At 56.2% G+C, this 25,116-nt stretch carries 22 protein-coding genes; 17 read left to right on the top strand and 5 right to left on the bottom strand.

Going from position 1 to position 25,116, the window contains the following annotated elements; genetic code table 11:
- Positions 1-22: 22 nt before the first annotated feature.
- Positions 23-1,354: a solute carrier family 23 protein gene (locus tag EDC26_RS05385; protein ID WP_132580255.1), complete on the top strand. Its 1,332-nt coding sequence runs from the start codon at positions 23-25 to the stop codon at positions 1,352-1,354.
- Between the two features lie 386 nt (positions 1,355-1,740).
- The gene (gene greA / locus EDC26_RS05390; RefSeq protein WP_132580256.1) at positions 1,741-2,217 is read left to right on the top strand and encodes a transcription elongation factor GreA; all 477 of its coding nucleotides are present in this window, start codon (positions 1,741-1,743) and stop codon (positions 2,215-2,217) included.
- A 5-nt stretch (positions 2,218-2,222) separates the two neighbouring features.
- Here greA and EDC26_RS05395 read toward each other — a convergent pair whose 3' ends face one another.
- Positions 2,223-2,801, bottom strand: coding sequence for a YhbY family RNA-binding protein (locus EDC26_RS05395; protein ID WP_132580258.1), 579 nt, complete (start codon positions 2,799-2,801; stop codon positions 2,223-2,225).
- Between the two features lie 17 nt (positions 2,802-2,818).
- Between EDC26_RS05395 and EDC26_RS05400 the strand changes: the two genes are divergently transcribed.
- The 5 genes from EDC26_RS05400 (at position 2,819) to EDC26_RS05420 (ending at position 8,551) form a co-directional block, all read left to right on the top strand.
- Positions 2,819-3,454: an RlmE family RNA methyltransferase gene (locus EDC26_RS05400; RefSeq protein ID WP_132580260.1), complete on the top strand. Its 636-nt coding sequence runs from the start codon at positions 2,819-2,821 to the stop codon at positions 3,452-3,454.
- Between the two features lie 117 nt (positions 3,455-3,571).
- Entirely contained in the window at positions 3,572-5,476 is a 1,905-nt protein-coding gene (gene ftsH, locus EDC26_RS05405) for an ATP-dependent zinc metalloprotease FtsH (RefSeq protein ID WP_132580262.1), read from the top strand.
- 22 nt (positions 5,477-5,498) lie between these two features.
- Positions 5,499-6,335, top strand: coding sequence for a dihydropteroate synthase (gene folP, locus EDC26_RS05410; RefSeq protein ID WP_132580264.1), 837 nt, complete (start codon positions 5,499-5,501; stop codon positions 6,333-6,335).
- Positions 6,332-7,678, top strand: a complete 1,347-nt coding sequence (gene glmM, locus EDC26_RS05415; protein WP_132580266.1) for a phosphoglucosamine mutase — start codon at positions 6,332-6,334, stop codon at positions 7,676-7,678. The genes folP and glmM overlap by 4 nt, the downstream gene beginning before the upstream one ends.
- Before the next feature lie 69 nt (positions 7,679-7,747).
- Positions 7,748-8,551 carry a GNAT family N-acetyltransferase gene (locus EDC26_RS05420; RefSeq protein WP_132580268.1) on the top strand — a complete coding sequence of 268 codons (804 nt, stop codon included), beginning with the start codon at positions 7,748-7,750 and terminating at the stop codon, positions 8,549-8,551.
- A 120-nt stretch (positions 8,552-8,671) separates the two neighbouring features.
- Here the strand turns inward: EDC26_RS05420 and EDC26_RS05425 are convergent, their stop codons facing one another.
- Entirely contained in the window at positions 8,672-10,162 is a 1,491-nt protein-coding gene (locus EDC26_RS05425; protein ID WP_132580270.1) for a Ppx/GppA phosphatase family protein, read from the bottom strand.
- Positions 10,163-10,361: 199 nt separating this feature from the next.
- Between EDC26_RS05425 and ppk1 the strand changes: the two genes are divergently transcribed.
- The 5 genes from ppk1 (at position 10,362) to pstB (ending at position 16,513) form a co-directional block, all read left to right on the top strand.
- On the top strand, positions 10,362-12,434 hold the full coding sequence (ppk1, locus tag EDC26_RS05430) for a polyphosphate kinase 1 (RefSeq protein ID WP_132580272.1): 2,073 nt from the start codon (positions 10,362-10,364) through the stop codon (positions 12,432-12,434).
- 102 nt (positions 12,435-12,536) lie between these two features.
- A complete protein-coding gene (pstS, locus tag EDC26_RS05435) occupies positions 12,537-13,580 on the top strand; it encodes a phosphate ABC transporter substrate-binding protein PstS (RefSeq protein WP_132580274.1) in 1,044 nt (347 codons plus the stop codon).
- Between the two features lie 304 nt (positions 13,581-13,884).
- Positions 13,885-14,823, top strand: coding sequence for a phosphate ABC transporter permease subunit PstC (gene pstC, locus EDC26_RS05440; protein ID WP_132580276.1), 939 nt, complete (start codon positions 13,885-13,887; stop codon positions 14,821-14,823).
- 12 nt (positions 14,824-14,835) lie between these two features.
- Positions 14,836-15,696, top strand: coding sequence for a phosphate ABC transporter permease PstA (gene pstA / locus EDC26_RS05445; protein ID WP_132580278.1), 861 nt, complete (start codon positions 14,836-14,838; stop codon positions 15,694-15,696).
- A gap of 40 nt (positions 15,697-15,736) precedes the next feature.
- Complete coding sequence (gene pstB, locus EDC26_RS05450) at positions 15,737-16,513, top strand: phosphate ABC transporter ATP-binding protein PstB (protein ID WP_132580280.1); 777 nt, start codon at positions 15,737-15,739, stop codon at positions 16,511-16,513.
- A gap of 43 nt (positions 16,514-16,556) precedes the next feature.
- On the opposite strand, the gene EDC26_RS05455 is transcribed toward pstB, so the two are convergent.
- The gene (locus EDC26_RS05455; RefSeq protein WP_132580282.1) at positions 16,557-17,480 is read right to left on the bottom strand and encodes a LysR family transcriptional regulator; all 924 of its coding nucleotides are present in this window, start codon (positions 17,478-17,480) and stop codon (positions 16,557-16,559) included.
- A 177-nt stretch (positions 17,481-17,657) separates the two neighbouring features.
- Between EDC26_RS05455 and EDC26_RS05460 the strand changes: the two genes are divergently transcribed.
- The 5 genes from EDC26_RS05460 to aldA all read left to right on the top strand — a co-directional run bounded on the left by EDC26_RS05460 (position 17,658) and on the right by aldA (position 22,726).
- On the top strand, positions 17,658-18,038 hold the full coding sequence (locus tag EDC26_RS05460) for a cupin domain-containing protein (protein ID WP_165930917.1): 381 nt from the start codon (positions 17,658-17,660) through the stop codon (positions 18,036-18,038).
- The gene (locus EDC26_RS05465; RefSeq protein ID WP_165930918.1) at positions 18,028-19,320 is read left to right on the top strand and encodes an NAD(P)/FAD-dependent oxidoreductase; all 1,293 of its coding nucleotides are present in this window, start codon (positions 18,028-18,030) and stop codon (positions 19,318-19,320) included. Before EDC26_RS05460 ends, EDC26_RS05465 begins: the two co-directional genes overlap by 11 nt.
- 23 nt (positions 19,321-19,343) lie before the next feature.
- Entirely contained in the window at positions 19,344-20,354 is a 1,011-nt protein-coding gene (tauA, locus tag EDC26_RS05470) for a taurine ABC transporter substrate-binding protein (protein ID WP_132580288.1), read from the top strand.
- Between the two features lie 18 nt (positions 20,355-20,372).
- Positions 20,373-21,173, top strand: coding sequence for an SDR family NAD(P)-dependent oxidoreductase (locus EDC26_RS05475; protein ID WP_165930919.1), 801 nt, complete (start codon positions 20,373-20,375; stop codon positions 21,171-21,173).
- A gap of 113 nt (positions 21,174-21,286) precedes the next feature.
- Positions 21,287-22,726, top strand: coding sequence for an aldehyde dehydrogenase (aldA, locus tag EDC26_RS05480; RefSeq protein ID WP_132580292.1), 1,440 nt, complete (start codon positions 21,287-21,289; stop codon positions 22,724-22,726).
- Between the two features lie 142 nt (positions 22,727-22,868).
- Here the strand turns inward: aldA and EDC26_RS05485 are convergent, their stop codons facing one another.
- Positions 22,869-24,164: an NAD(P)/FAD-dependent oxidoreductase gene (locus tag EDC26_RS05485; RefSeq protein ID WP_132580294.1), complete on the bottom strand. Its 1,296-nt coding sequence runs from the start codon at positions 24,162-24,164 to the stop codon at positions 22,869-22,871.
- A gap of 25 nt (positions 24,165-24,189) precedes the next feature.
- On the bottom strand, positions 24,190-25,107 hold the full coding sequence (locus EDC26_RS05490; RefSeq protein ID WP_132580296.1) for a 2-hydroxyacid dehydrogenase: 918 nt from the start codon (positions 25,105-25,107) through the stop codon (positions 24,190-24,192).
- Positions 25,108-25,116 lie beyond the last annotated feature (9 nt).

A 25,116-nucleotide genomic window follows, 5' to 3' on the forward strand; every position in this document is an offset into this window, starting at 1 on the left:
AAACTCTTTTAAAGGCTACAGCATGTCGGATTCGTATTTTCCCCGTTGGGCGCCGGTGCAAAGCGGTGTTTCAGGGCTGGTGGTGCAGCCCGATGAACGTTTGTCCTGGCCGCAAAGCGTTGCCATGGGGGCGCAGCACGTCGTCGCCATGTTTGGCTCGACCATCCTGGCGCCATTGTTGATGGGTTTCGACACCAACGTCTGCATTTTGATGTCAGGTATAGGTACGCTGATATTTTTCCTGTTTGTAGGAGGGCGGGTTCCCAGCTATCTGGGTTCGAGCTTTGCCTTTATTGGCGGTGTCATCGCCGTGACGGGGTACGCCGGCGCGGGCGCCAATGGCAATATGGGTGTGGCGCTGGGGGCGATCATCGCCTGTGGCTTTGTGTACACGTTGATAGGCTGCCTGGTCTGGTGGCTTAATGTCCGCTCCGGCGGGGCGGCTGACTGGATCGACGCCTGGATGCCGCCGGTGGTGACTGGGGCGATCGTGGCGGTCATTGGGTTGAATCTCGCGCCGATCGCGGCCAAGGGCGCTATGGGAGGCAGCACTTTCGAGGCATTGATGGCGCTTATGACCGTGGTATGCGTGGGCGGAGTCGCGGTATACACCCGTGGCACCGTGCAGCGTTTGCTGATCCTGGTGGGCTTGTTGCTGGCTTGCGTAGTGTATGGGTTATTGACGAACGTGCTGGGTTTTGGGCATCCGATCGATTTCAATGGCGTGGCAGCCGCCCCGTGGCTGGGCCTGCCCCGATTCCAGACCCCTGTGTTCAACGTCCATGCCATGAGCGTCATCGTGCCGGTTGCGGTGATCCTGGTGGCGGAAAATCTGGGGCATATCAAGGCGGTGAGCGCCATGACCGGCCAGAATCTGGATAAATACCTGGGCCGCGCCTTTGTGGGCGATGGAGTGTCCACGATGATTTCCGGCGCGGTGGGCGGCACCGGGGTGACCACTTATGCTGAAAATATCGGCGTCATGACGGTAACGCGAATCTATTCCACCCTGGTGTTTGTCATTGCCGCGCTGATTGCGATTGTGCTGGGGTTTTCGCCCAAGTTCGGCGCCCTGATCCAGACCATACCCGGGCCGGTTCTGGGGGGCATGTCGATTGTGGTGTTTGGCCTGATTGCGGTGGCCGGCGCCCGGATATGGGTGGTGAATCAGGTCGATTTCAGCGATAACCGCAACTTGATCGTGGCGGCGATTACCTTGATTCTGGGGGCCGGCAATTTTTCGGTCCAATTTGGTGCGTTCAAGTTGGACGGCATAGGCACGGCCACCTTCGGCTCCATCATTTTGTATGCTTTATTGAAAATTGGCAGCCGGCCTGTTTCCAAAATTGAATAAAAAACCTGTGTTTTTTCATAATATTAGACGTGTAACTAAGGGAAAACCCTAGAATTTGTGCTGCGGCTTGCAATTTGGCCTGACTTTGCCGACAATAGCGTCAAGTCCCCGGTTCTAGCGGAGCCGGGGATTCGTTTTGAATCAAGCTTGAGCTAAAACTTAGAATAGCCGGGTCTTGGTGCCAAAGACCTACCGCAGGGCATGCGGAAAGTCAGGCCCGTGGTACGAGAGCGCTGTCGCACACTCGGCCCGGGAACCCACCAGAGCGATAGACACAGGGCTTCCCCTTTTGTCGCGCCGCAGGAGCCTTCGCGTTACGCGAAGGGGATGTCAAAAACTAGGCGCTTCTTTGTGAGGAGCGTCTTTTACTTTTAATCAGGAATACTATGTCTGCGATCCCGTTGACTGCTCGCGGCGCTGAGCGCTTGCAAACCGAATTACATCGTCTGAAAACTATCGAGCGTCCCGACGTCATCGGCTCGATTGCCGAGGCCCGGGCACAGGGCGATTTGTCGGAAAACGCCGAATACGATGCCGCTCGCGAACGCCAAGCCTTTGTCGAAGGGCGCATCCAGGAGCTTGAAAGCACCCTATCCAATGCGCAAATCATCGATCCGTCGGCTCTCAACGTCGAGGGTAAGGCGGTATTTGGCGCGACCGTCGAAATCGAGGATCTGGAATCCGGTGAACGGGTTACTTATCAGATTGTGGGCGATGTGGAGGCCGATATCCGCGCCAACCTGATTTCGGTGTCCAGCCCGGTTGCTCGCGCCCTGATAGGCAAGGGCGAAGGCGATGTGGTCGAAGTCAAGGCCCCGGCGGGAATCCGCGAATACGAGGTTTTGGGGGTTAGCTATCTCTGATCGGGTTAGCGCTTGATGCCGCCACGGTCCGTACTGTTTCTGCGTGCGCCGGCGCGCAGCGACATGGCGCTGCCGCTGCGCCGTGGAATGCCGTGGGCCGGCTTTTCACTGGCTGCGGCGGCTGCTCGCCGTGCTTTGGGCGACGCTGTTTCGTTGCGTTCGGCGCGTTTGGCGGCGCGTTCGGCTTTTTCAACACGGCGCGTGCGTGTGATCCCCGTTGCCGCCTGTTTTTTGGGCGTATGCGGGTCAGAAGGCTTGCGCTGTGCGCGTGTGGCGTTGGCCGCTTCGGCCTGGGCGCGCAGGGCTTCGGTGTCTGGGCGGTAGATAATCAGGGTTTTGCCCAGATGATGCACCGGTGCGCACGATAGCGAGTCGCATATAGTATCGAGCATGGCTTCGCGGGCGGCGCGATCTTCACCCCCGGCGCGTACCTTGATCAGATGGTGCGCCGTCAGGCTGCGATCGATTTCTTTAAGCACCGATTCGGATAAGCCCCGGTCGCCGATCAGGACGACGGGGTGCAGAGGGTGGGCGGCGGCGCGTAGCGCGCTGCGCTCTTGGGATGTGATGTCGAGTTTGGGCATAATGAGATTGTACGGGAATGGCCAAAAATAAATTTTCAAAAGAGTGGATACAGCAACATATTAACGATCCATACGTCAAAATGGCGCGGCAAAAAGGGTATCGGGCCCGCGGCGCCTTCAAGCTGATTGAAATCCTCGATACCGAAAAATTGATGCAGCGCGGCAATACGGTCGTGGATCTGGGCTCGTCTCCAGGAAGCTGGTCGCAAGTGGCGCGCGAACGCATGTTGGGCGCGGGCGGAGTGATCTTGGGGCGTGTGATTGCCCTGGACGTGCTGCCGATGGAGCCCATTGCGGGGGTGGAGTTCATACAAGGCGATTTTCGCGAAGATGCGGTGCTGGCGCAATTGGAAAAACAGCTGGGCGACCAGCCGGTTGACCTTGTAATTTCGGACATGGCCCCCAATCTGTCAGGGGTAGGGTCGGCCGATTCGGCGCGTATCCAGCATGTATGCGATATTGCCCTCGATTTTGCCTGCCGGCATCTCACCGCGGACGGCGCACTTATTGTCAAGGCATTCCATGGCAGCGGATTTTCGCAAATTGTCGAATCGTTCAAGCGTCATTTCCAGCGGGTGGTCGAGCGCAAGCCCAAGGCGTCGCGCGATAAATCGTCGGAAACGTTCCTGGTTGGGCGCCGGCTAAAGTCTTAACGAGTACTGAACATGATTTTCCCCGTCAGGTTAGAATGACTTATTAATACGCTTGTTTTGCTGCCATAGGTGCCGGGGGGCGCTTGACAAGTATGAAAGTACACGTGGAGGTTGGCTTTGAACAACTCGTTTTCCAAGGTGGCGATCTGGATGGTGATCGCGCTGGTGCTGTTTACGGTTTTTAAGCAGTTTGACGGCCGTACCGCAACCGCCGAAACCGTCACCTATACCCAATTCATGACCGATGCGCAGGCCGGGCGCATCAGCAAAGTCGACATCCAGGGCGATACGCTCTATGTCACGCCTGACGCTGGCCGCGCTTATAGCCTGACCTCGCCGGGCGATCTCTGGATGGTGCCCGAACTGGTCAAGTATGGCGTGCAGGTCTCGGGCAAGGCGCGCGAAGAACCTTCATTTCTGACCAGCCTGTTTATTTCCTGGTTCCCGATGCTGCTGCTGATCGGCGTCTGGATATTCTTTATGCGTCAGATGCAGGGCGGCGGCAAAGGCGGAGCATTCAGCTTTGGCAAGTCGCGCGCGCGCATGCTCGATGAAAACACGAACAATATTACCTTTGCCGATGTCGCCGGCTGCGACGAAGCCAAAGAAGACGTGCAGGAGCTCGTTGATTTTCTGCGCGACCCGACCAAATTTCAACGCTTGGGTGGGCGTATCCCGCGTGGCGTTTTAATGGTGGGCTCGCCCGGTACCGGTAAAACCTTGCTGGCCAAGGCCATTGCGGGCGAAGCCAAAGTGCCTTTCTTCAGTATTTCGGGTTCGGACTTCGTCGAAATGTTCGTCGGCGTCGGTGCGGCGCGTGTGCGCGACATGTTTGAAAATGCCAAGAAGCAGGCGCCGTGCATTATCTTTATCGATGAAATTGATGCCGTGGGCCGTCAGCGGGGCGCAGGGCTGGGCGGCGGCAATGATGAACGCGAACAGACGTTGAATCAGTTGTTGGTTGAAATGGATGGTTTCGAGACCGGCCAAGGCGTTTTGGTCGTTGCCGCCACCAACCGTCCCGACGTACTCGATCCCGCGTTGCTGCGCCCGGGGCGTTTCGATCGCCAGGTGGTTGTGTCCTTGCCCGATATTCGCGGCCGCGAACAAATCCTTAAAGTGCACATGCGCAAGGTGCCCTTGGCAACCAGCGTCGATGCCCTGATTCTGGCGCGTGGAACCCCCGGGTTCTCCGGCGCCGACCTGGCCAATCTGGTCAACGAAGCGGCTTTATTTGCTGCGCGCCGTAATGGCCGTGCAGTTGAAATGAGTGATTTCGAAAAGGCCAAAGACAAAATTATCATGGGTGCCGAACGCCGCACTCTGGTCATGCCTGAGGAAGAGCGCAGAAACACGGCCTACCATGAATCCGGCCACGCTCTGGTGGCGCGCATGCTGCCCAAGACCGATCCGGTGCATAAGGTCACGATTATTCCGCGCGGGCGGGCTCTGGGGGTGACCATGCAGTTGCCCGAGGGCGACCGCTACAGCATGGATAAAGAACGTTTGCTCAATACGATTGCGGTGCTGTTTGGCGGGCGTATCGCCGAGGAAGTGTTCATGCATCAAATGACTACGGGCGCCTCCAACGACTTCGAGCGGGCCACAGCGATTGCGCGCGACATCGTCACACGCTACGGCATGACCGATTCGCTCGGGCCGGTGGTATATGCCGAGAACGAAGGCGAGGTATTCCTCGGGCGCAGCGTCACCAAAACCACGCATGTGTCCGAATCGACAATGCAAAAGGTCGACCAGGAAATCCGCTCGATCATCGATGAGCAATATGCGGTAGCCCGTAAAATCATTGAGGACAATCGCGACAAGATGGAAGCCATGGCGGCCGCCTTGCTCGAATTGGAAACGATCGATGCCGACCAGATCCAGGACATTATGGAAGGCCGCCCGCCGCGTGCGCCCAAAATACCCCAGGTATCGTCGGATGCTTCCGACAGCACGCCGCCTCCTACCGGCCTCTCGCCGGCTGGCGGCAACAGCAGCACGGCTACTACACCCGTTTAAGCACGTTCGCCATTCAATGGGCATGCCGAGCTTGCAGTGTGGGCGCTTCGAGTTGACACTCGAGCGCCCATTGATAATGGGGGTGGTCAATATCACCCCCGACTCGTTTTCCGACGGCGCGCTGTACTTTGAGGCCGATGCCGCCATTGCCCATGCCAAAGACTTGATCGCCCAGGGCGCCGATATCGTGGATATTGGCGCCGAGTCAACGCGTCCGGGCGCTGATCCTGTTTCCGCGGTCGACGAGTTCAGGCGCTTGCAGCCGGTCATCGAGGCCTTGCGCGAGGCGGGCGTGCCCTTATCCATCGATACCTTCAAGCCCGCTGTCATGCGGCAGGCGCTCGATGCGGGTGCCGACATGATCAACGATATATACGGCTTTCGCCATCCCGGGGCGATTGAGGCCGTAGCGGCTTCGCCGTGTGGGTTGTGCGTCATGCATATGCAAGGCGAGCCGCGCACGATGCAGCAGGCGCCGCATTATGACGATGTGTTGGGCGAAGTCAAACAATTTTTACAAGAGCGTCTGGATGTATTGCTGCTGCAAGGCATTTCGCGGCGGCGTATTGTCCTGGATCCGGGGTTTGGTTTTGGCAAAACCCCGGCACAAAACTATTTACTGTTGCAACGCCTCGCGCAACTGCGGATTGCCGATATTCCATTGCTGTTGGGCGTGTCGCGCAAGTCGATGATAGGCCATGTTATCGGCCGCCCCGCCGATCAACGGGTGGCGGGCAGTATTGCCGCGGCGCTGGCCGGCATTGCCCGGGGGGCCAGCATTGTGCGGGTGCACGACGTTGGCGCAACGGCCGATGCCATCAAGGTTTGGCAGGCCATCGAACACGGAGTTTCCTTATGAGTCAACGCAAGTATTTTGGCACCGATGGTGTGCGCGGCGAGGTGGGTGGCGCGACGATCAACGCCGAATTCGCCCTGCGTCTGGGCTATGCAGCCGGTCGAGTTCTGGCTACCCAAAACCCCGGGCGGGGCCGTCCCACGGTGATTATCGGCAAAGACACGCGGGTGTCGGGTTATATGCTCGAGTCCGCGCTCGAGGCGGGCCTATCGGCCGCCGGCATCGATGTCTTGCTGGCCGGGCCCATCCCCACGCCTGCCGTGGCCTATCTGACGCGGGCTTTGCGTTTGGTGGCAGGCATTGTCATCAGCGCCTCGCACAACCCGTATCAGGACAATGGTATCAAGTTTTTTTCCGCCCAGGGTATGAAACTGCCCGATGAAGTCGAGGCGCAGATTGAAGCCGCCATCGAAGAGCCGCTGGGCTGCGTGGGGTCCGAAGCACTGGGCCGTGCGCGGCGCATCGACGACGCCGCCGGCCGTTATATCGAGTTTTGCAAAAGCACATTTCCCAACGAACTGGATCTGTCGGGCCTGAAGATCGTGGTGGATGCCGCCCACGGCGCCGCCTATCACGTGGCGCCTCACGTGTTTCGCGAGTTGGGCGCCGAAGTGTATGCCATAGGGTGCGCGCCCGACGGATTCAACATCAATGAGGGCGTCGGAGCCCTGCACCCCGAGGGCTTGATCGCCGAGGTCCAAAACCGCGGAGCCGACATCGGAATTGCCCTGGACGGCGACGCTGATCGCCTGCAAATGGTGGACGGCTCCGGGCGCTTGTATAACGGTGATGAACTGCTCTATGTGATTGTGCGGGGGCGCATGGCCCAGCGCAAGGTAGATGGGGTGGTGGGCACCCTGATGACAAACTTCGGTTTTGAGAAGCAGATGCAGGCCTTGGGCGTGGGTTTCGACCGCGCTCGCGTGGGCGATCGCTATGTGCTTGAACGCATGTTGCAGCGTGGCTGGCTTTATGGCGGCGAGAGTTCGGGGCACCTTTTGTGTCTCGACTGCCACACGACCGGCGACGGCATTATCGCGGCCTTGCAGGTATTGACGGGCATGCGGCGCGCCGGCGAGACGCTGGCCAGCCAGGTGGCCGGATTAAGAATGTATCCGCAGAAAATGGTGAATGTGCCTCTTGCCGCAGGCGTTCAGTGGGAATCCCATCCGGGCCTGATCCAGGCCAAGGCCCAGGTCGAGGCGCAATTGAACGGCCGTGGCCGCGTGTTGATTCGCGCCTCGGGGACGGAACCCAAATTACGTCTGATGGTCGAGGCTGAAGATGCGGCCTTGGCTGAGCAAGGGGTGCGGCAATTGGTTGCGGTAAATTTAATGAAAAGGTAATGTGTCGTTCAAACATCTGTAGCATCTAACGCACATAATCAGTCGTGAAATGTTCTCGGAGCGATCCTTATGTTGGAGCTAGCGCGTATACAGTCTGATGTGGTGGCCGGGGGGGGCTGGCCGTGCTCATCAGCCGGTGGCCTTGTTATGGGCGTTGCCCGCAACAATGAAGAACTGGAGGCGATTCAGCGTTTGCGCTACAACATTTTCACCGACGAGTTGAATGCGGTCTTTCCCGATGCCGTCGATGGCCTGGATTGCGACCACTACGATACGTGGTGCGAGCATCTGATGGTGAAAGAAATCGATACAGGCCGGGTGGTGGGCACCTACCGTTTGCTGACTCCGGCCAATGCCGTCAAGGCGGGCGGCTATTATTCCGAATCGGAATTCGATATCAGCAGCCTGGCGCCGGTGCGCAACAGTCTGGTGGAAGTTGGACGTTCCTGCATTCATGCCGATTATCGCAGCGGTTCGGTAATCATGCTGTTGTGGTCGGGCGTCGCCAGGCGGGTGCATGATTACGGTGCGCGCTATGTTCTGGGCTGCGCCAGCGTCAGCCTGCGCGACGACGGGGTGACGGCCGCCGAGGTTTGGCGCGCGGCGAGCAAAGCCCTGCAAAAGACTCCTGAACTGCCGGTGGTGGTGCCGCGTCATCGGTATCCGGTTGAACGGCTGGACCATACCTTGCCTGCGCGTGTGCCGCCCCTGATCAAAGGTTATTTGAAGCTGGGCGCCACCATTTGCGGCGAGCCCGCCTGGGATCCTGATTTCAATACGGCCGATTTTCCCGTACTGTTGGATATGGCGCGCATGGACACCCGTTATCGCCGCCACTTCGGTCTTGATCGGACGCCGGCGATGGTGTCGTAGTTTTTGTTTGTTTAGATGGCAGCCACAAGGGGTGCCGCTACAAAAACCTACCGGTCGCTCATGTGGCGGCAGCCCTTGTGGCTGCCATCTTCCCACTGCACAAATCGCTACAAAAATCCTCTACGCCGCTTCGACCAGCTCGAATTTAAAATCGCTCTTGCCCCACTCGGTCATTTCGCCGCGCAGGGTATAGGCAGACAAGGGGTGGTTGGTGAGCCACGAGGTTTGAGCCCGGACGGAAATGGTGTCGTGGTTGGCGCTGACCTTTAACGGCAGCGTATCCATATCTTCTCGCCGCCGTGATAGCAGCACGGCCAGGCGCAGGCAAAGAAGCGTCAGCCATTGCGCCCGGGTTGATTCCTGCGCCCGCAATTTGTTGATCTTGCCGTGATGCCCCAGGACCAGCCAGGCGAGCAGGGCTTGCGCGTCGTTGGAAAAGCCCGGCATATCGGCGTGAGCGAGAATGTAGGCGCTGTGCTTGTGATAGTCGGCATGCGCGATTGAAATGCCTGCCTCGTGCAGATCGGCGGCCCAGGACAGGCTGCGCATGAGCTCCTGCTTTTCGTCGCCGGCCAGGTCCAATTGATCAAAGAGCGCCAGCGCAAGCTTTTTGACCCGTAAAGACTGGTGCGTATCGACCTGATAGCGTTTGATGAATTGACGCACGGTCTCGTCGCGTTTGTCGTGCGGCGAGTCCCGGCCCAGCAAATCGTACAGTACGCCCATGCGCAGAGCGCCTTCTCCGGGCATCATGAGCTTGATCTTCAGCTCGTGGAACGCCGCCAGCATAATGGCCAGCCCGCCCGCCAGCACCATGGCCCTGTCGGGCTTTAGCCCCGGCAGGGAGCTTGCAACCACTTTGCCGTCGTGTATCAGCTTGGCCTTGATTCCTTCCAGGCCGGCCAGTGTAATGCCTTTTTTCGACAAGCCGCTCTCGGTCAGAATGGCATATAGGCCTTTGGCCGTTCCTGACGAGCCGTAGGCTTCCTGCCAGCCCGTTTGACGGTATTGCCTGGAGATCGCCTCGATCTCGCGCCGCGCGGCCAGTTGCGCTTGTTCCATGCGCGCCTCGGTAATGCGTCCATCGGGGAAAAACAGCTGCTCATAGCTGACGCAGCCCATGTAGAGCGAGGCCATGCGTATGGGCTCGTAGCCCCGGCCGATGATCAGTTCGGTCGAACCCCCGCCGATGTCGATCACCAGCCGTCTGTTGGCCGAGGGCGCAAGTTCGTTGGCGACGCCCGAGAAAATCAGGCGCGCCTCCTCTTGGCCGGCGATGACCTCGATGGGAAAGCCCAAAGCGGCTTCGGCTCGGGGCAGGAACTCGGCCACGTTGCGCGCAACCCGGAAGGTGTTGGTGGCGACGGCCCGTACGCGATCCGGGTGAAAACCTGAGATACGCTCACCGAACCGCTTCAATACCGTAATGGCGCGCTCGATCGCTTCCTGGTTGAGCCGTTTGTCGGGGCCAAGCCCCGCCGCCAGGCGTACAGACTCCTTGAGCCGGTCGATGGCGTAAATCTGCGCGATACCCTCGTTTTGCACGACTCGGCCTATAGAGAGCCGAAAGCTATTGGAGCCGAGGTCGACCGCAGCAAGTAGTTGATCCATTCCTGGGAAGCGTCCGTGATAAATACTTCCGGATTATAAAGACCGAAACCCTCTGTGCCAGGTCGCGGGCGCTCAGGGGGCCAAAAAAAAATCGATCATGTCCCGATTTGGCCCGATTTCCCACAATCTCGTAGACTGTCATATAACTGTAAAAAAAATGCAGTAAAAGTTTGCGCACTGTGCCATCATGGGTTTACGTATGCCTCTTCTTCCTCCCAAATCGACGCTCCTGAATCGCGAACTCTCCTTGCTCAAGTTCAACGAACGGGTGTTGGCGATGGCCGAAAGCCGCAGCACTCCTTTGCTGGAGCGTTTGCGCTATTTATGCATTGTCAGCTCGAATCTCGACGAATTCTTTGAAATTCGTATCTCGAGCCTGAAAGAACAGCAGCGCCAGAACTCCTCGCTGGTGGGCGACGATGGTTTCACGCCCGCCGAAGCGTTTGAGCGGGTTCAGTTGGCCGCGCATAGCCTGGTCGAGCGTCAAAATTTCCTGTTGACGGCCCAGATATTGCCCAAACTGATGGCCGAAGGCATCGGCTTGCTGGAACCTCCGGCCTGGACCGAGGCGCTGCGCGAGTGGGCGCACGCCACGTTCCTTCGCGATGTCATGCCCATGCTGACTCCGATCGGCCTGGATCCGGCGCATCCGTTTCCGCGCGTCTACAACAAGAGCCTGAACTTTATCGTTTCCCTGGCTGGGCAGGATGCCTTTGGCCGCCGGGCCTCGATTGCGATTGTTCAGGCACCGCGCGCCTTGCCGCGGGTAATCAAAGTGCCACCCGAGATCGCCGGTATTGCCGACGGCTATATGCTGTTGACCGCGCTGATCAGCGAATATGTGGGCGAATTGTTCCCGGGGCTTGAAGTCAAAGGTTGCCATCAGTGGCGTGTTACTCGCAACAGCGACCTGTTTGTCGACGAAGAAGAAATCACCAATTTGCGCCAGGCTTTGCAAGGCGAGTTGTCGCAACGCAATTTTGGCGCGGCCGTCAGGCTGGAAATTGATCATCTGATGCCGGTTGATCTGGCGTCGTTTCTGCAGGGCGAGTTTTCTCTGGAACCGCGCGATACCTATCGGGTCAGCGGGCCGGTCAATTTGTCGCGATTGATGCAGCTTTGCAACGCTGTCGAGCGTCCCGATCTGATATTTCCCGACTATCGTCCCAGGGTCCCGGCCCCCTTTGATGAAGTGTCGGACAGGCCCGATGAGCTGTTTGCAGCGATTGCCCAGCGTGACCGTTTGTTGCATCATCCCTATCAGTCCTTCCAGCCGGTCATCAGTTTCCTTACGGCGGCGGCCTCCGACCCGTCTGTCGTGGCAATCAAGCAAACCATCTATCGCACCGGGGAAGACTCGGAATTGATGCGTTTGCTGTTGGCGGCGGCCAAGGCGGGTAAAGAGGTGACCGTGGTGGTCGAACTGATGGCGCGGTTCGACGAGCAAACCAATATCAATTGGGCAGCCAAGCTGGAAGCGGTAGGCGCACATGTCAGCTATGGCGTTGTGGCGCACAAAACGCACGCCAAGATGGTGCTGGTGTTAAGGCGTGAAGAAGGGCGGATCAGGCGTTATGGCCATCTGGGCACCGGCAACTACCACCTTCGAACCAGCAAGCTTTACACCGATTTCGGTCTGCTGACGGCCGATCAGAAATTGTGCGAAGACATGGACAAGGTGTTTTCGCTGCTGACCGGCCTGGGGGCGCGGCGCCCCTTGAAAATGCTGCTGCAATCGCCTTTTACACTGCATGAAACCATGGTGGCAATGATTCGGGCCGAAGCGGTCAATGCCCGTGCGGGGAAAAAGGCACGCGTCATGGCGAAAATGAATTCCCTGCTCGAACCTATTGTGATCGACGAGCTCTACAAAGCTAGCCAAGCGGGCGTCAAGATAGATCTGATCGTGCGTGGCGCGTGCGCTTTGCGAGCGGGCGTGGCGGGCTTGTCGGAAAATATCCGGGTGCGCTCGATAATAGGGCGCTTTCTGGAGCACTCCAGAGTGTTCTATTTTTACAACGATGGCCAGGAAGACGTTTATCTGGCCTCGGCCGACTGGATGGACAGGAATTTTTTCCGTCGCGTCGAAGTGGGCTTTCCCGTTTTGGATAAATCGCTTAAAAAGCGGGTCATCGCCGAAGCCTTTACCTATGCGTTACGTGATAATCAGCTGGCGTGGCGCGCGCAACCCGACGGCAGCTATGTAAAGGTCAAGAGCCGGGGCGCTCCTTTTAATATGCACCATTATTTGATGCAATTACTAGGAAAATGACAGGATGTTGAATCGTCACGAACATGTCATATTTGGAGTTTAGGATGACGTCTGTGCAGGTTTTTCCTGCCTTAGTTTTCATCAGACCTAAAGGATCCCTTGATGTTTAAACATCTCGTCTTGAAAATTTCCACCGGCGTCGTGATCGGTGCCGCGGCGTTGACGGTTCATGCGGCCAACATTACCGGCGCGGGTGCTTCGTTTCCCTATCCCGTCTATGCCAAATGGGCCGATCAGTACAAGCAGGCCACAGGCAATCAGGTCAATTACCAGTCTATCGGATCGGGCGGCGGCCAACAGCAGATTATTGCCAAAACTGTCGATTTCGGCGCATCCGATGACCCCATGAAGGGCGATGCACTTGAAAAAAATGGCCTGTTCCAGTTTCCAGCGGTTATCGGCGGTACTGTGGCGGTGGTCAATGTCGACGGTATCAAGGCTGGTCAGTTGAAGTTGTCCGGTGCGGTCCTGGCCGATATTTTCCTGGGTAAGGTCACCAAGTGGGACGATGCCGCGATCAAGGCTTTGAATCCCGGTGTGGCCTTGCCTGGAAAAGCCATTATCGTGGTGCATCGCGCCGATGGTTCGGGCACCACGTTCGGCTGGACCAACTATTTGTCCAAGGTTTCGCCTGCATGGAAATCGCAAGTCGGCGAAGGCAAAGCGGTCAAATGGCCCACAGGCCAGGGCGGCAAGGGCAACGAAGGGGTGGCGGCCTATGTGCGTCAGTTGAAAAACTCGATCGGCTACGTTGAGTACGCCTACGCCAAGCAGAACAATCTGTCCTGGACGCAATTGGAAAACAAAGACGGCAAGTTTGTTCAGCCCACGCAAGCGGCTTTTGCCGCCGCGGCAGCCAATGCCGACTGGAAGAGCGCACCGGGAATGGGTGTAGTGCTGACCGACGAACCGGGCGCGCAATCCTGGCCTGTAACTTCGGCCACGTTCATCCTGGTTCACAAAGTGCAGGACAAGCCGGCAGCGGCCAAGGAAGTGCTGGCGTTCTTTGACTGGGCCTTTAAAAATGGCGGTAAATCGGCAGCGGCGCTAGACTACGTGCCTTTGCCCGAGGCGGTCACCAGCCAGATTACCGCGCTGTGGAAAACCCAGATCAAGGGCGCTGACGGCTCTGCAATCTGGAAATAAGCCACATTTACGTAGTGGCAGCCCTTGTGGCTGCCATAATCGTTAGTAATCAAACGGCATCACCAGGTTTACGGATGGCAGCCACAAGGGCTGCCACTACATAACGTCCCGGTAGATACATGTAGCGGCACCCCTTGTGGGTGCCATTCCACCTCCTTAACACGGCATTTGTAACAACATACCAGTACCTGTTGCAGATGGCACCGCCTTTGTTATGCAAAAATATAGGTAGTTTGTCCCAATATAAGCAGGAATTCAGCGTGCCTACATTACAGGTCTTGAGCGCGGTAAACAACGAGCGGCCATGAAAAAAAATCAAAACGCCTTAATGGACGTCTTGTTCAAGAATCTGACGCGCTCTTTTGCTTTCCTGGTGTTTGCGCTCCTGGCCGCCATTATGGTGTCGCTGCTTTACGGCAGCCGCCAGTCCATTGCCGCCCACGGACTTGCGTTTCTGTGGACCAATGACTGGGATCCTGTCCAGAATGTTTATGGCGCGCTGGTGCCGGTCGTGGGCACGGTACTGACCTCGCTGATCGCGCTGGCTATTGCCGTACCCATTTCCTTTGGCATTGCCATGTTCCTGACCGAGCTCTCGCCTACATGGCTGCGCCGGCCTTTGGGCACCGCCATCGAAATGCTCGCCGCCATTCCGTCCATTATTTACGGCATGTGGGGGCTATTCGTTTTTGTGCCGATTTTTCAGGAATATGTTCAGCCCTACCTGATTGCCTTCTTTGAGCCTGTACCGGTGCTCAACCAGATATTTGCCGGCCCTCCGTTTGGCATCGGCATCTTCACGGCGGGCCTGATCCTGTCGATTATGGTGATCCCGTTTATCACTGCGGTGATGCGCGATGTATTTGAAGTTGTGCCGCCCATGCTTAAAGAATCGGCCTATGCGTTGGGCGGAACCACCTGGGAGGTGGTCTGGAAAGTGGTGTTGCCTTTCACCAAGAATGGAGTGATAGGCGGCATTATGCTGGGTCTGGGGCGAGCGTTGGGTGAAACCATGGCTGTTACCTTTGTGATCGGCAATGCCTTCAACCTGCCCAATTCGATTTTCTCTCCATCGAACTCGATTGCGTCGGCGTTGGCCAATGAGTTCAACGAAGCGGGCGGCATGCAAAAATCCGCCTTGCTCGAGCTCGGTTTGATCCTGTTTCTCATCACCACGATTGTTCTGGCGATATCTAAAATACTTTTGCTGCGTCTGGCCAAAAACGAAGGCAGTTCGCGTTAACCGGATAAATTCATGTTCAACCCTGAAGCGACCATAAGCATAGGCAACCCGGTGTACCGGCGACGGCAGCGTTTCAACAAACTGATGCTGACCCTGTCTTTGGCCGCTGTGCTGTTTGGCCTGTTCTGGCTGTTCTGGATTATCCTGACCCTGATCTACAAAGGCGGCCCGGCGCTGACCCTCTCGTTGTTTGTTCACGATACGCCGCCTCCGGGCGCCGATGGCGGTTTGTTGAATGCCATTGTGGGCAGTGTCATGATGTCGGCGGTGGGAACCCTGATCGGCACCCCCATAGGCGTGCTGGCAGGCACCTATCTGGCCGAATATGGCCAGCGAGGCTGGCTCGCGCCCGCCACTCGTTTTCTGAATGACGTGCTGCTTTCCGCCCCGTCGATCGTCATCGGCTTGTTTATCTATGCCGTGTTTGTGGCTCAGGTGGGGCATTACTCGGGGTGGGCAGGGGCCTTTGCCCTGGCCATTCTGGTGATTCCGGTTGTGGTGCGTTCCACCGACAATATGTTGATGCTGGTGCCCAATAGCCTGCGTGAAGCCGCCGCCGCCCTGGGTTGCCCGCAGTGGCGGATTGTCACGCTCATCAGCTATCGCGCCGCGCGCTCGGGCATTATGACAGGTGTGCTTCTGGCTATTGCCCGCATCGCCGGCGAAACGGCGCCGCTGCTGTTTACCGCGCTGAACAATCAGTTCATGTCGCTCGACATGAATACTCCCATGGCCAATTTGCCGGTGGTGATTTATCAGTACGCGGCCAGCCCCTTTGCCGACTGGAACCGGTTGGCCTGGGCGGGTGCCGTTTTGATTACCTTGCTGGTGTTGGGCATCAATATCGCCGCACGTTCATTTTTCCGCAAATAAATAAAGCGCCAGGGTTTGCCCCCTGCATCTGGAACCGACAATGCAAACTTCCACACCCGATCAACAAGTAAAAATCGAGGTCAAGAATCTTAATTTTTACTATGGCAAGTTTCATGCCATACGTAACGTCAACATGGCCATCCGGGAAAACAAAGTCACGGCGTTCATTGGCCCGTCGGGCTGCGGCAAGTCGACCTTGCTACGTACTTTCAACCGCATGTTCGAACTCTATCCCGGGCAACGTGCCGAGGGTGAAATCAATTTCGACGGCGAGAATCTGCTTACCTCGAAAATGGATATCTCCTTGATTCGCGCCAGGGTCGGGATGGTGTTCCAAAAGCCCACGCCTTTTCCCATGAGCATATACGACAACGTGGCCTTCGGAGTGCGATTGTTTGAAAAACTCAGCAAGGGCGAAATGGATGAACGCGTCGAGTGGGCATTGAGCAAAGCGGCTTTGTGGAATGAGGTCAAGGATAAGCTCCATCAAAGCGGCAATGGCTTATCGGGCGGCCAGCAGCAGCGCCTGTGCATTGCGCGCGGCGTGGGCATCAAACCGGAAGTCTTGCTGCTCGACGAGCCTTGTTCGGCCCTGGACCCCATTTCCACCGCCAAGATCGAAGAGCTGATCGCCGAGCTCAAGTCCGACTACACCGTGGTTATTGTGACGCACAATATGCAGCAGGCCGCACGGTGCTCGGACTACACCGCTTATATGTACCTGGGCGAACTAATGGAGTTCGGCGAGACCGATCAGATCTTCGTCAAGCCCGCGCGCAAGGAAACCGAAGACTATATTACCGGGCGGTTTGGTTAGGTTACGACTTGGCCGTCAGCGTTTTGTAGCGGCACCCCATGGATTAAAACTCGTTGGTCGCCTCGACGATATGGGTGCATAGCAATTGCGCCAGTATCTGTGCGGCCGGGGTCAGCTCCTTGGATTTTATCGTGACCAATCCCCATGTGCCGAACTTATTGTTCGCCATGGGGACGTTCAAATGCACGATTTCTTCTTGTATTGAGGGAAAGGCCATCATCGCTTTGGCGCACAATAAAACAATATCCGTACCAGGTAATAAATTTTTCAACAGCAACAGATCATCGCACTGTATATCGATTTTTAAATCAGCGGACTCGGCCAGATTCAATTCGTGTTTGATCTCTTGTTTCACGACAGGCGGTATGCCTACCGAAGCCATGGGAAATTCGAGCAATTCTTGGGCATTGATGGGGGCATCACTGTTCTGTTTATGCAGGGGATGCCCACGGCGGCAATAAAAACCTATGGATGGGTTGCCCAGCAGCGTGATGTTTAAGTTCTGGTCGTCGGGGATTTGCCGGATATCTGCGATAAAAAACTCTATCTCCTCGTTCTCCAGCAGATTTCTCAGATAATCCCATCGATTGATGTTCATATTCAGGGATATGCCTGGATGCGCTAGGTGGTATTTTTTTAGCGCCGATGGGATGACGGTGGCGGCCAGAAAAGGCCCCATTCCAAAACTCACCAGGCCTGAAATCCCTTCTTTCAGATGCCTTACGTCTTGCAGGAAATTGTGCGAATCGGCCAATAGTTTGCGTGCCCGATGCAACACTTGCTGCCCTACGCTTGTAACGGCGACTTGCCCGTTGCTTCGATCAAAAATAACCAGCCCTATATCGCTCTCGAAATTGGCGATGCTGCGACTAAGCGCCGATTGAGTCAGAAAAACGCGTTCGGCGGCTCGGTGGAAATTCAAGGTATCCGACAGGGCGACGACGTGTTTGAGCTGTTTCAGATTCATGTGTGTTGCCGAGTCCTGATTTTCACTTGCCGTGACGCAATGGAATACGACCCAATCTGGTGTGGTACTTGTGATGCATAAAAATCATCAATAACAACATAACAATTCATTATACACATTGATTGGATGCCGAGATAATGCTCTTCATTGATTATGCACAGCGGGGAGAGGGGTTTGATGAAGAGCCGATTTATTTTGATCAAAAGGGCAAAAGGCGAGTCGTCCTTGTTTGAGAGTCTGGCTGCAAAGAATATTGTTGCCGGAAATCCCGAGCAAAAACTGTGGCCGCTATACGAGGACGCGCCCACAGGGCAAAGAGCAGGTGTTTGGGAAAGCGAGGCCGGCAGTTGGCAGGTAGAGATTTCCGGATATACCGAATTTTGCGTGTTGACCGAAGGGAGCGTTGCGGTGGTCGATGAAAACCAAACAGAGCATCTCCTGGAAGCCGGTGACAGTTTGGTGATGCAGGATGGATTCCGTGGCGTGTGGAAGGTGGCAGATCGGGTCAAAAAATATTATTTCATCGTCAATCAGACCTCATCGAATCATGATGCCTGATAGCAATATGTCCTCCCCTGGCATGCCTGATTCCCTGTGGCGTCACACAGCCATTGCTGCTCGCGACACCGTTGCATACAAGGGTGATTCCAAAGTCGATGTTGTGATTGTTGGGGGAGGTTTTACCGGCCTGAGGGCTGCGCTGGAGCTTTCTGGAAGAGGTCTTTCCATTATCGTGCTCGAGTCTGGAGATATAGGTTGGGGCGCATCGGGACGTAGCGGCGGCCAGGTCAATCCGATTATTCGCCTGACTTCCGCGAAAATCGCGAGCCTCATTGGCGAGGGGCCTGCCGAACGGTTCATACGCAGCACCATTAATTCGGCCGATGAGGTTTTCAATTTAATTAGACAGCATCGCATCGCTTGCGACCCGGTGCAAAACGGCTGGCTTCAGGTTGCGCATTGCCTGTCGGCGGCACAAAGCCTGGAGGAGTTGGCGCTGGATTGGCGCCGTCATGGCTCCTCTATAGGGTTTAAAAGTGGCCAGGATCTCTATACGGAATCAGGCACGGCTTCGTATCAGATGGGGTTGTTTCACCCCAAGGCGGGGCATTTGCAGCCTATGTCCTATGTGCGAGGCCTGGCAAACGCCGCCATGAAGGCCAATGTGCGGGTTCATACACACAGTCGTGTGGAAAAAATCGAGCCCACGAATAAGGGGTGGAAGGTAGCTGTCAACGGGAGCTCGATTCAGGCTGAATGGGTGTTGTTATGCACCAATGGTTACACCAAGGGTTTGCATCAGGCAGTTGATAAATCCTATTTGCCATTTACGCCTATTCAATTGGCAACTGCGCCACTGCCCCGGGCGGTGAGTCAGCAAATTCTGCCTGGCAATCAATCCATTGCCGATACGCGCCGCTTGATTTTTTATGGAAGAAAAACAGCCGATCGTCGGCTGATTTTTGGAGGGCTTGGGAAGGGAATCAATAATCTTGCGGATTACGAACGCATAAAAAAAGAGGCGGTCCGGATTTATCCGATCTTGAAGGGAATTGCTTGGGATTATCAATGGGGAGGAAATATAGCGATGACGATGGATGCTTTGCCTCATGTTCATCGGCTCGCGCCAGGCCTGCTGGCTGGCCTGGGCTGCAATGGGCGAGGCGTCGCCATGTCGACGGTCATGGGGCGGGTGCTGTCTGAGTGTGTGCTGGGGTCGGAAACGAGTTTGGATCTGCCCTTGTTGGAAGTACGGAAAATAGGGTTTCGCAACCTTAAATCATTCACTATTCCTTACGGGTTGCCAGTCTTGGGATGGCTCGACGGTAGGGACAAATAAGCAATCTTTGGAGGAGTAAAGTCATGAGCAAGTTTTATAAGCTTTTATTGTCGGTGTCGTTAGCTTTATTTGCGGTGGGAAGTACTCACGCAGAAAGCAAAGAGGTCACGATTGGTTATTTGCCTGTGCTAAACCCATGGGTCATTCCAATGGTCGATAAAACTTTTGAAAAAGAGACGGGTTATAAGATCAACTGGAAGCAGTTCGATTCGGGGGCGAGTGTCATACTTGGAATGTCCTCGGGTGCGGTCCAGATCGGCTATGCAGGTTCCAGCCCCAGCGCGGCGGCCATCAGTCGCGGAGTGGATGCATCCGTGGTTTGGATCATGACGACATCGCAGGAGTCTTTAGCAGTACGGAACGGGTCGGGGATCCTGGCGCCACAGGATCTGATCGGCAAGAAAATAGCGGTGCCGTTTGTATCGACTGCGCATTTTTCGACCATGTTCGCCCTGCAGCAATTCAGTATCAAACCGACACAGGTGACCTTATTGAATATGCAGCCGCAACAAATTGCGGCTGCCTGGGAGCGGGGCGATATCGATGCCGCGTTCGTATGGGATCCGGCCTTGACGAAAATATTGGAAAGCGGCAAGGTGTTGATTACGTCTGAAGTGGTCAGTTCCTGGGGCAAGCCCACTTTCGATGGTTTGTTGGCCAATCAGGGGTTTCTGAAGAATCATCCAGATTTCATGCCCAAGTTTCTTAACGCGATCAGCCAGTCTTACGCTGACTACGAGAAGAATAAAGATAAATGGACGGTCAATTCAGAGCCCGTCAAGAAGGTTGCCCACTTTCTTGGCATGAATGCCAAGGATGTGCCGACAGCCATGGCTGGTATGACGTTCCCGAGCATCGAACAACAAATCAGTTGTCAATGGCTTGGTTGCGGCGAGAAGGGCGGGGTGGCCCGGGCGTTGAAATTCACGTCGGAATTTCTGAAAGAACAGAAAAACGTCGACAAGGTTTTGCCTGAGTACACCAAGTATGTGGATAGCCAGGATGCCACTCTGGCCGCAGCCAAGGGTAAGTGAGGTCTTATGGATACGGGTATGCGGGGAGCTGTTGCATTGATAACAGGGGCATCCGGTGATATAGGTGCGGAAATTGCGCGCTTCCTTGCGGCGGAGGGGGTACATCTGGCCCTGCATTGCCACCGCAATATCGATGCCGCTTTGGCCCTGCAAGCAGAACCCGTTGTGGCGCAAGTCAGGTCTGTTGTGGTGCAGGCGGATCTGACTGAGGAAGGTCAGGTAGAGCGCATGTGGAATAAAGCCCAGAGCGAACTGGGGCCCATAAAGATATTGATCGCCAATGCAGGTATTTATCGGGCCGAGCGCATACCCATAAAAAACATGTCCCTGGCCCAATGGAATGACACACTGCAAACGAATCTGACGGCCTTTTTTCTGTGCTTTCGCGAGTTTTTCAAATCCATTGAGCAACACAAGCTAATCGACCCGTCAGCCGTCATGGTCGGCTCTATGTCGGGTGTTTGGGGTGACATGGGTCATTGTGACTACGCCGCCTCCAAGGCGGCCATCACGAGCGGCCTGCTGCCAACGCTCAAGGATGAGTTGGTCAAGATTGCGCCGCAAGGCAGGATCAATGCCGTAGCGCCAGGTTTTATCGACACCCAAATGATTGCCGGGGTAAAACAGGACAAGGCCCAAATGCGGCGCGTGTTGCAAACGGCGTCTTTGCGACGTGTCGGCACGGTGCAAGATGTGGCCGGGCTAGTGACTTTTTTGGCGTCCAACAGGCTTTCAGCGCATATGACCGGCGAAATCGTCAGGCTCAAAGGCGGCAAAGAAGGCCGCATCCTGTTTGATGAGGATGAAATCGAACTTTAGGCAGGAACTGAATTCCGGCTCGACTCGAGCTGTGTTCATGACGGTTAGTCATTATTAAACGCGATTATTTCTATCGCTGTACCTGATTCGAATTATTTTTAACGGAGGCATCTATGTCATCGAATTACCAGAACTATATCAATGGCGAGTTTGTGGCCCAGTCGGCCGATTCCTCGATCAAGGTGTATAACCCCGCCAACGGGGAGTTGCTGGCGACCGTTCCAGAAACAGATTCTTCGGTTGTGGACGTTGCCGTTCAGGCTGCCAAGAAAGCACAGCCTTTGTGGGCAAAAAAAACGGCTATTCAACGAGCGTCGTATTTGCGGAAAATATCGGCCAAGGTTCGGGAGCATCGTGAACGGCTTGCTCATATCATTACATCCGAACAAGGCAAAACCCTGGGCCTGGCTCAAGTCGAAGTTGACTTCACAGCGGACTATATCGATTATATGGCCGAGTGGGCGCGCCGGATCGAGGGCGAAGTCATTACCAGCGATCGGGAAGGCGAGAGCATATTTCTGTTGCGTAAGCCCATCGGCGTGGTGGCTGGCATTTTGCCGTGGAATTTTCCTTTCTTCCTGATAGCAAGAAAACTCGCGCCTGCCCTGGTGGCTGGCAACACCATCGTCATCAAGCCCAGCGAAGAAACGCCTATTAACGCCTTCGAATTCGCCAAGCTTGTTGCCCAGACTGACTTGCCCGCGGGAGTGTTCAATCTGGTGAGCGGCAAAGGTGCTACGACGGGAGCCAGCTTGTCCGGGCACCCAGCCGTAAATCTGATCAGCTTTACCGGCAGCGTGAAAACCGGCAGTGCCATCATGCAGGCCGCCGCCAAGAACCTGACCCGGGTCAATCTGGAGCTGGGCGGCAAGGCGCCGGCGATCGTCCTGGCCGATGCCGACCTGGACCTGGCCGCAAAGGCGATCGTTGATTCGCGCATCATCAACAGTGGACAGGTATGCAATTGCGCAGAGCGGGTGTATGTGGAGCGCCCGGTGGCCGAAGTTTTTTCGGCCAAGGTTATTGCCTTGATGCAAGCCGTCAAGATCGGTGATCCCCTGGAAGATAGCAGCAACGAGCTTGGGCCTTTGATCAATCAGGCCGGTTTGATCAAGGTGAAAGGCATGGTCGAAAACGCGCGAAATGCGGGCGCTCGCGTGGCTCTGGGCGGCAGTGTGGTCGATACCAAGGCAGGCTGCTATTTTGAGCCCACCGTTCTGACCGAGTGCCGGCATGATATGGAAATCATGCAAAAGGAAATTTTTGGCCCTGTTTTGCCGATTCAGGTCGTGGACAGCCTGGATGAAGCAATCGGCTATGCGAACGATTCCGAATATGGCCTCACTTCGTCGATTTATACGGCCAGTCTGAGTAGTGCGATGCGCGCCTGCCACGCTCTGGAGTTTGGCGAAACCTATGTGAACCGCGAAAATTTCGAGGCCATGCAGGGGTTTCATGCTGGCCGGCGCAAGTCAGGTATCGGCGGCGCGGATGGCAAGCATGGTCTCTATGAGTATATGGAGACGCATGTGGTGTACATGCAGCACGGGTAAGGGTCGGTTTGAGGAGGTGGCGAGGGGGGCAAAGCCCTTGCCCCCGCTTCTCGATGGCGGCGCGGCGCAACCATGAATAGCTTAGCGGGAATAGACATAGGTCGCGCCGCAATGAGGCTTGCGCAGACCCAGGTTGATGCCTTCACGCTTCCTCGCGCATCTTCCTTTTTAATTTCGAAAAATTATAATTGACGGCCAGGCTGCGTATGGGTTCGGGCGGTATCCATAGGGGTTTGGAGTATCGCTCGGTGTCGGCCAGCAGACGGCTGCCTACACCGGCTATTTCTTCAGCCAACAGCTTGCCCAGAGCCGTCATTTTCAGGATGCCGGAGGCGTTGCAGGCAGACAAGGCATAAATGTTCTCGGACATCTTGCCGAAAATCGGCACCCCGTTACGCGTCATGCTAAGCGCGCCGCCCCAGGTATATTCAAACTGGTGGCTTTTCATTTGGGGATATTTTTTTGCGTACTGATCGCGCAAAGCAGCATTGATGTCGCCGGGAACCAGCTCCTTCTTATAGGAGAACCCGGCTCTGAACAGGAAGCGCCGCGAGTTCAGTTTCCGAGTTGTGGCCCCTAGTCTTTCAGCGGGCGTCGCTCCCCAGTCTGAGGCTTGCCCCAATTTGTCCAATTCTTCGGCGGGAAGCTCCGGTGTCATGCCGGCATAGGTGTAGACGGTAATTTGCCGGTACTTGCCATAGCCGAAAAAAGGCAGCGTGACGTTGTTGCAGAAGATGACGGTGTCGGCCTGGATTTGATTTTGCCCGACGCTCAATGTGTGCGGAGCCCCCCGGTCAAGCCGGTCGACGGGGGAGCCGGTGTAAAGCTTGACTTGCGCGGGGAGGGTGGCCAGCAGGCCGTGTATGAGTTCGGCGGGCTGGATAAGCACACAGTTGGGAAACCACACGGCATTGGTGCACTGCGCAGCGCCCAGCTCGGTGCGAATATCGTCGCTGGAAAGCTGGCGATAGGGCATGCCCTTTGCATCCAGCTTGGCCAGCAAGGCATCGAGCTCTTTGGCGCCCAGTGCCGTCGTGGACGTTTTATAGTGTCCGATGTCGCGCCAGTCGCAGCGAATGTGGTGGCTCGACACGATATGTTCCAGCCACTCCCGGCCTGCTTGCAGAATATCGGTGTGCCAGTCGCTTTCCGGCCCGGCGCCCCTGACATCTATTTTGGCATCGGCCCGATCCAGCATGAACCCCGAGCTTCTGCCCGCTGAGCCTTCTGCCGCGGAGAGGGCGTCCAGCAAGACGATTTCGTCGTCCGGGTAGAGTTCGCATAGCCGTCTTGCGACGGCAGCTCCTGCAAAGCCGGCTCCGACTATGGCGAATTTAATGCGCAGGTTGCCGCTTAATTTCTTTTCGTGGCAGCGGCCGCTGGCTTTCGCTATTTGATTCCATCCACTGGCCGTGGCGTATGGTGTGTAGGCTTGCATCGAGGCTTTCCCATGGAGTGGGCAATTAATGTTTGTTTATTGCCTGGGCCAAGGTGTCGAATCCTTGAGACAACAGGCGCGCCATGGCTTCGTGGCTGTTAAAAGCGGCATGGGCAGTGAGGGTTACGTTGTCAAGCCTGGTCAATTCATGGTTGGGCGGCAAGGGTTCTTGTGTGAAAACGTCCAGCGCTGCATGCCGGATTTTTTTGTTTTTCAAAACCTCGATGAGTGCCGGCTCGTCAATGAGCGCACCGCGCCCGACGTTGACCAAAATGGCCTCTTTTTTCAGCATGGCCAATTGTTTCTTTCCGATTATGCCGCGAGTGGCGTCGTTGAGAGTCAGATGCAGCGAGACGACATCTGAAGAAATCAAAAGCTCATCGAACGCCACTTGTTTGCAGGGCAGGCCTTCGGCGATAGGGCTGCGGTTCCAGGCGACAACGTCCATGCCGAACGCGTGGGCGATTTTAATGAGCTCGGCTCCCACGCCGCCCGCACCGACAACGCCCAGGCGTTTTCCCGACAGTTCCATGCCTACCGGGGTGGCCCATTTGCCCTGTCGTATTTCGCGATCCATGCTGGCAATATTGCGCGATGCGCTCAGGATTAGCGCAAGCGCGTGTTCCGCATTGGTCCGGTTACCGTATCCACGCACAGTCAGAACGTTGATGCCGCATTTTTCGGCGGCAGCCAGGTCGATATAGCTCGATGCGCCGGTGCCTAGAAAGACGATGGTTTTGAGCGCACTGCACCGGCCCAGCAGGCCGGCATCCATGACGGTATGCCCATTGACGATGGCGGTGGCCCCGTCTAATAGAGAATGTAGGGCGTTCTCGTCGGGGTCGCCCACGTTCAATACCAACCCGGGTATCCTGTCGAGCAGGGAATGTTCTTTGATGATGGAATGCCCATATTCCGTGCAGTCGATGTACACCGTTTTCATGTGCTGCCT

This window comes from Paralcaligenes ureilyticus, assembly GCF_004346225.1.
Lineage (GTDB): Bacteria > Pseudomonadota > Gammaproteobacteria > Burkholderiales > Burkholderiaceae_B > Paralcaligenes > Paralcaligenes ureilyticus.

What these genes read in the sequence shown, in the direction of transcription:
- EDC26_RS05385 (WP_132580255.1), top strand. Translation starts at nt 23, where the DNA reads ATGTCGGATTCGTATTTTCCCCGTTGGGCGCCGGTGCAAAGCGGTGTT.
- greA (WP_132580256.1), top strand. Translation starts at nt 1,741, where the DNA reads ATGTCTGCGATCCCGTTGACTGCTCGCGGCGCTGAGCGCTTGCAAACC.
- EDC26_RS05395 (WP_132580258.1), bottom strand. Translation starts at nt 2,801, where the DNA reads ATGCCCAAACTCGACATCACATCCCAAGAGCGCAGCGCGCTACGCGCC.
- EDC26_RS05400 (WP_132580260.1), top strand. Translation starts at nt 2,819, where the DNA reads ATGGCCAAAAATAAATTTTCAAAAGAGTGGATACAGCAACATATTAAC.
- folP (WP_132580264.1), top strand. Translation starts at nt 5,499, where the DNA reads ATGCCGAGCTTGCAGTGTGGGCGCTTCGAGTTGACACTCGAGCGCCCA.
- glmM (WP_132580266.1), top strand. Translation starts at nt 6,332, where the DNA reads ATGAGTCAACGCAAGTATTTTGGCACCGATGGTGTGCGCGGCGAGGTG.
- EDC26_RS05420 (WP_132580268.1), top strand. Translation starts at nt 7,748, where the DNA reads ATGTTGGAGCTAGCGCGTATACAGTCTGATGTGGTGGCCGGGGGGGGC.
- EDC26_RS05425 (WP_132580270.1), bottom strand. Translation starts at nt 10,162, where the DNA reads ATGGATCAACTACTTGCTGCGGTCGACCTCGGCTCCAATAGCTTTCGG.
- ppk1 (WP_132580272.1), top strand. Translation starts at nt 10,362, where the DNA reads ATGCCTCTTCTTCCTCCCAAATCGACGCTCCTGAATCGCGAACTCTCC.
- pstS (WP_132580274.1), top strand. Translation starts at nt 12,537, where the DNA reads ATGTTTAAACATCTCGTCTTGAAAATTTCCACCGGCGTCGTGATCGGT.
- pstC (WP_132580276.1), top strand. Translation starts at nt 13,885, where the DNA reads ATGAAAAAAAATCAAAACGCCTTAATGGACGTCTTGTTCAAGAATCTG.
- pstA (WP_132580278.1), top strand. Translation starts at nt 14,836, where the DNA reads ATGTTCAACCCTGAAGCGACCATAAGCATAGGCAACCCGGTGTACCGG.
- pstB (WP_132580280.1), top strand. Translation starts at nt 15,737, where the DNA reads ATGCAAACTTCCACACCCGATCAACAAGTAAAAATCGAGGTCAAGAAT.
- EDC26_RS05455 (WP_132580282.1), bottom strand. Translation starts at nt 17,480, where the DNA reads ATGAATCTGAAACAGCTCAAACACGTCGTCGCCCTGTCGGATACCTTG.
- EDC26_RS05460 (WP_165930917.1), top strand. Translation starts at nt 17,658, where the DNA reads ATGAAGAGCCGATTTATTTTGATCAAAAGGGCAAAAGGCGAGTCGTCC.
- EDC26_RS05465 (WP_165930918.1), top strand. Translation starts at nt 18,028, where the DNA reads ATGATGCCTGATAGCAATATGTCCTCCCCTGGCATGCCTGATTCCCTG.
- tauA (WP_132580288.1), top strand. Translation starts at nt 19,344, where the DNA reads ATGAGCAAGTTTTATAAGCTTTTATTGTCGGTGTCGTTAGCTTTATTT.
- EDC26_RS05475 (WP_165930919.1), top strand. Translation starts at nt 20,373, where the DNA reads ATGCGGGGAGCTGTTGCATTGATAACAGGGGCATCCGGTGATATAGGT.
- aldA (WP_132580292.1), top strand. Translation starts at nt 21,287, where the DNA reads ATGTCATCGAATTACCAGAACTATATCAATGGCGAGTTTGTGGCCCAG.
- EDC26_RS05485 (WP_132580294.1), bottom strand. Translation starts at nt 24,164, where the DNA reads ATGCAAGCCTACACACCATACGCCACGGCCAGTGGATGGAATCAAATA.
- EDC26_RS05490 (WP_132580296.1), bottom strand. Translation starts at nt 25,107, where the DNA reads ATGAAAACGGTGTACATCGACTGCACGGAATATGGGCATTCCATCATC.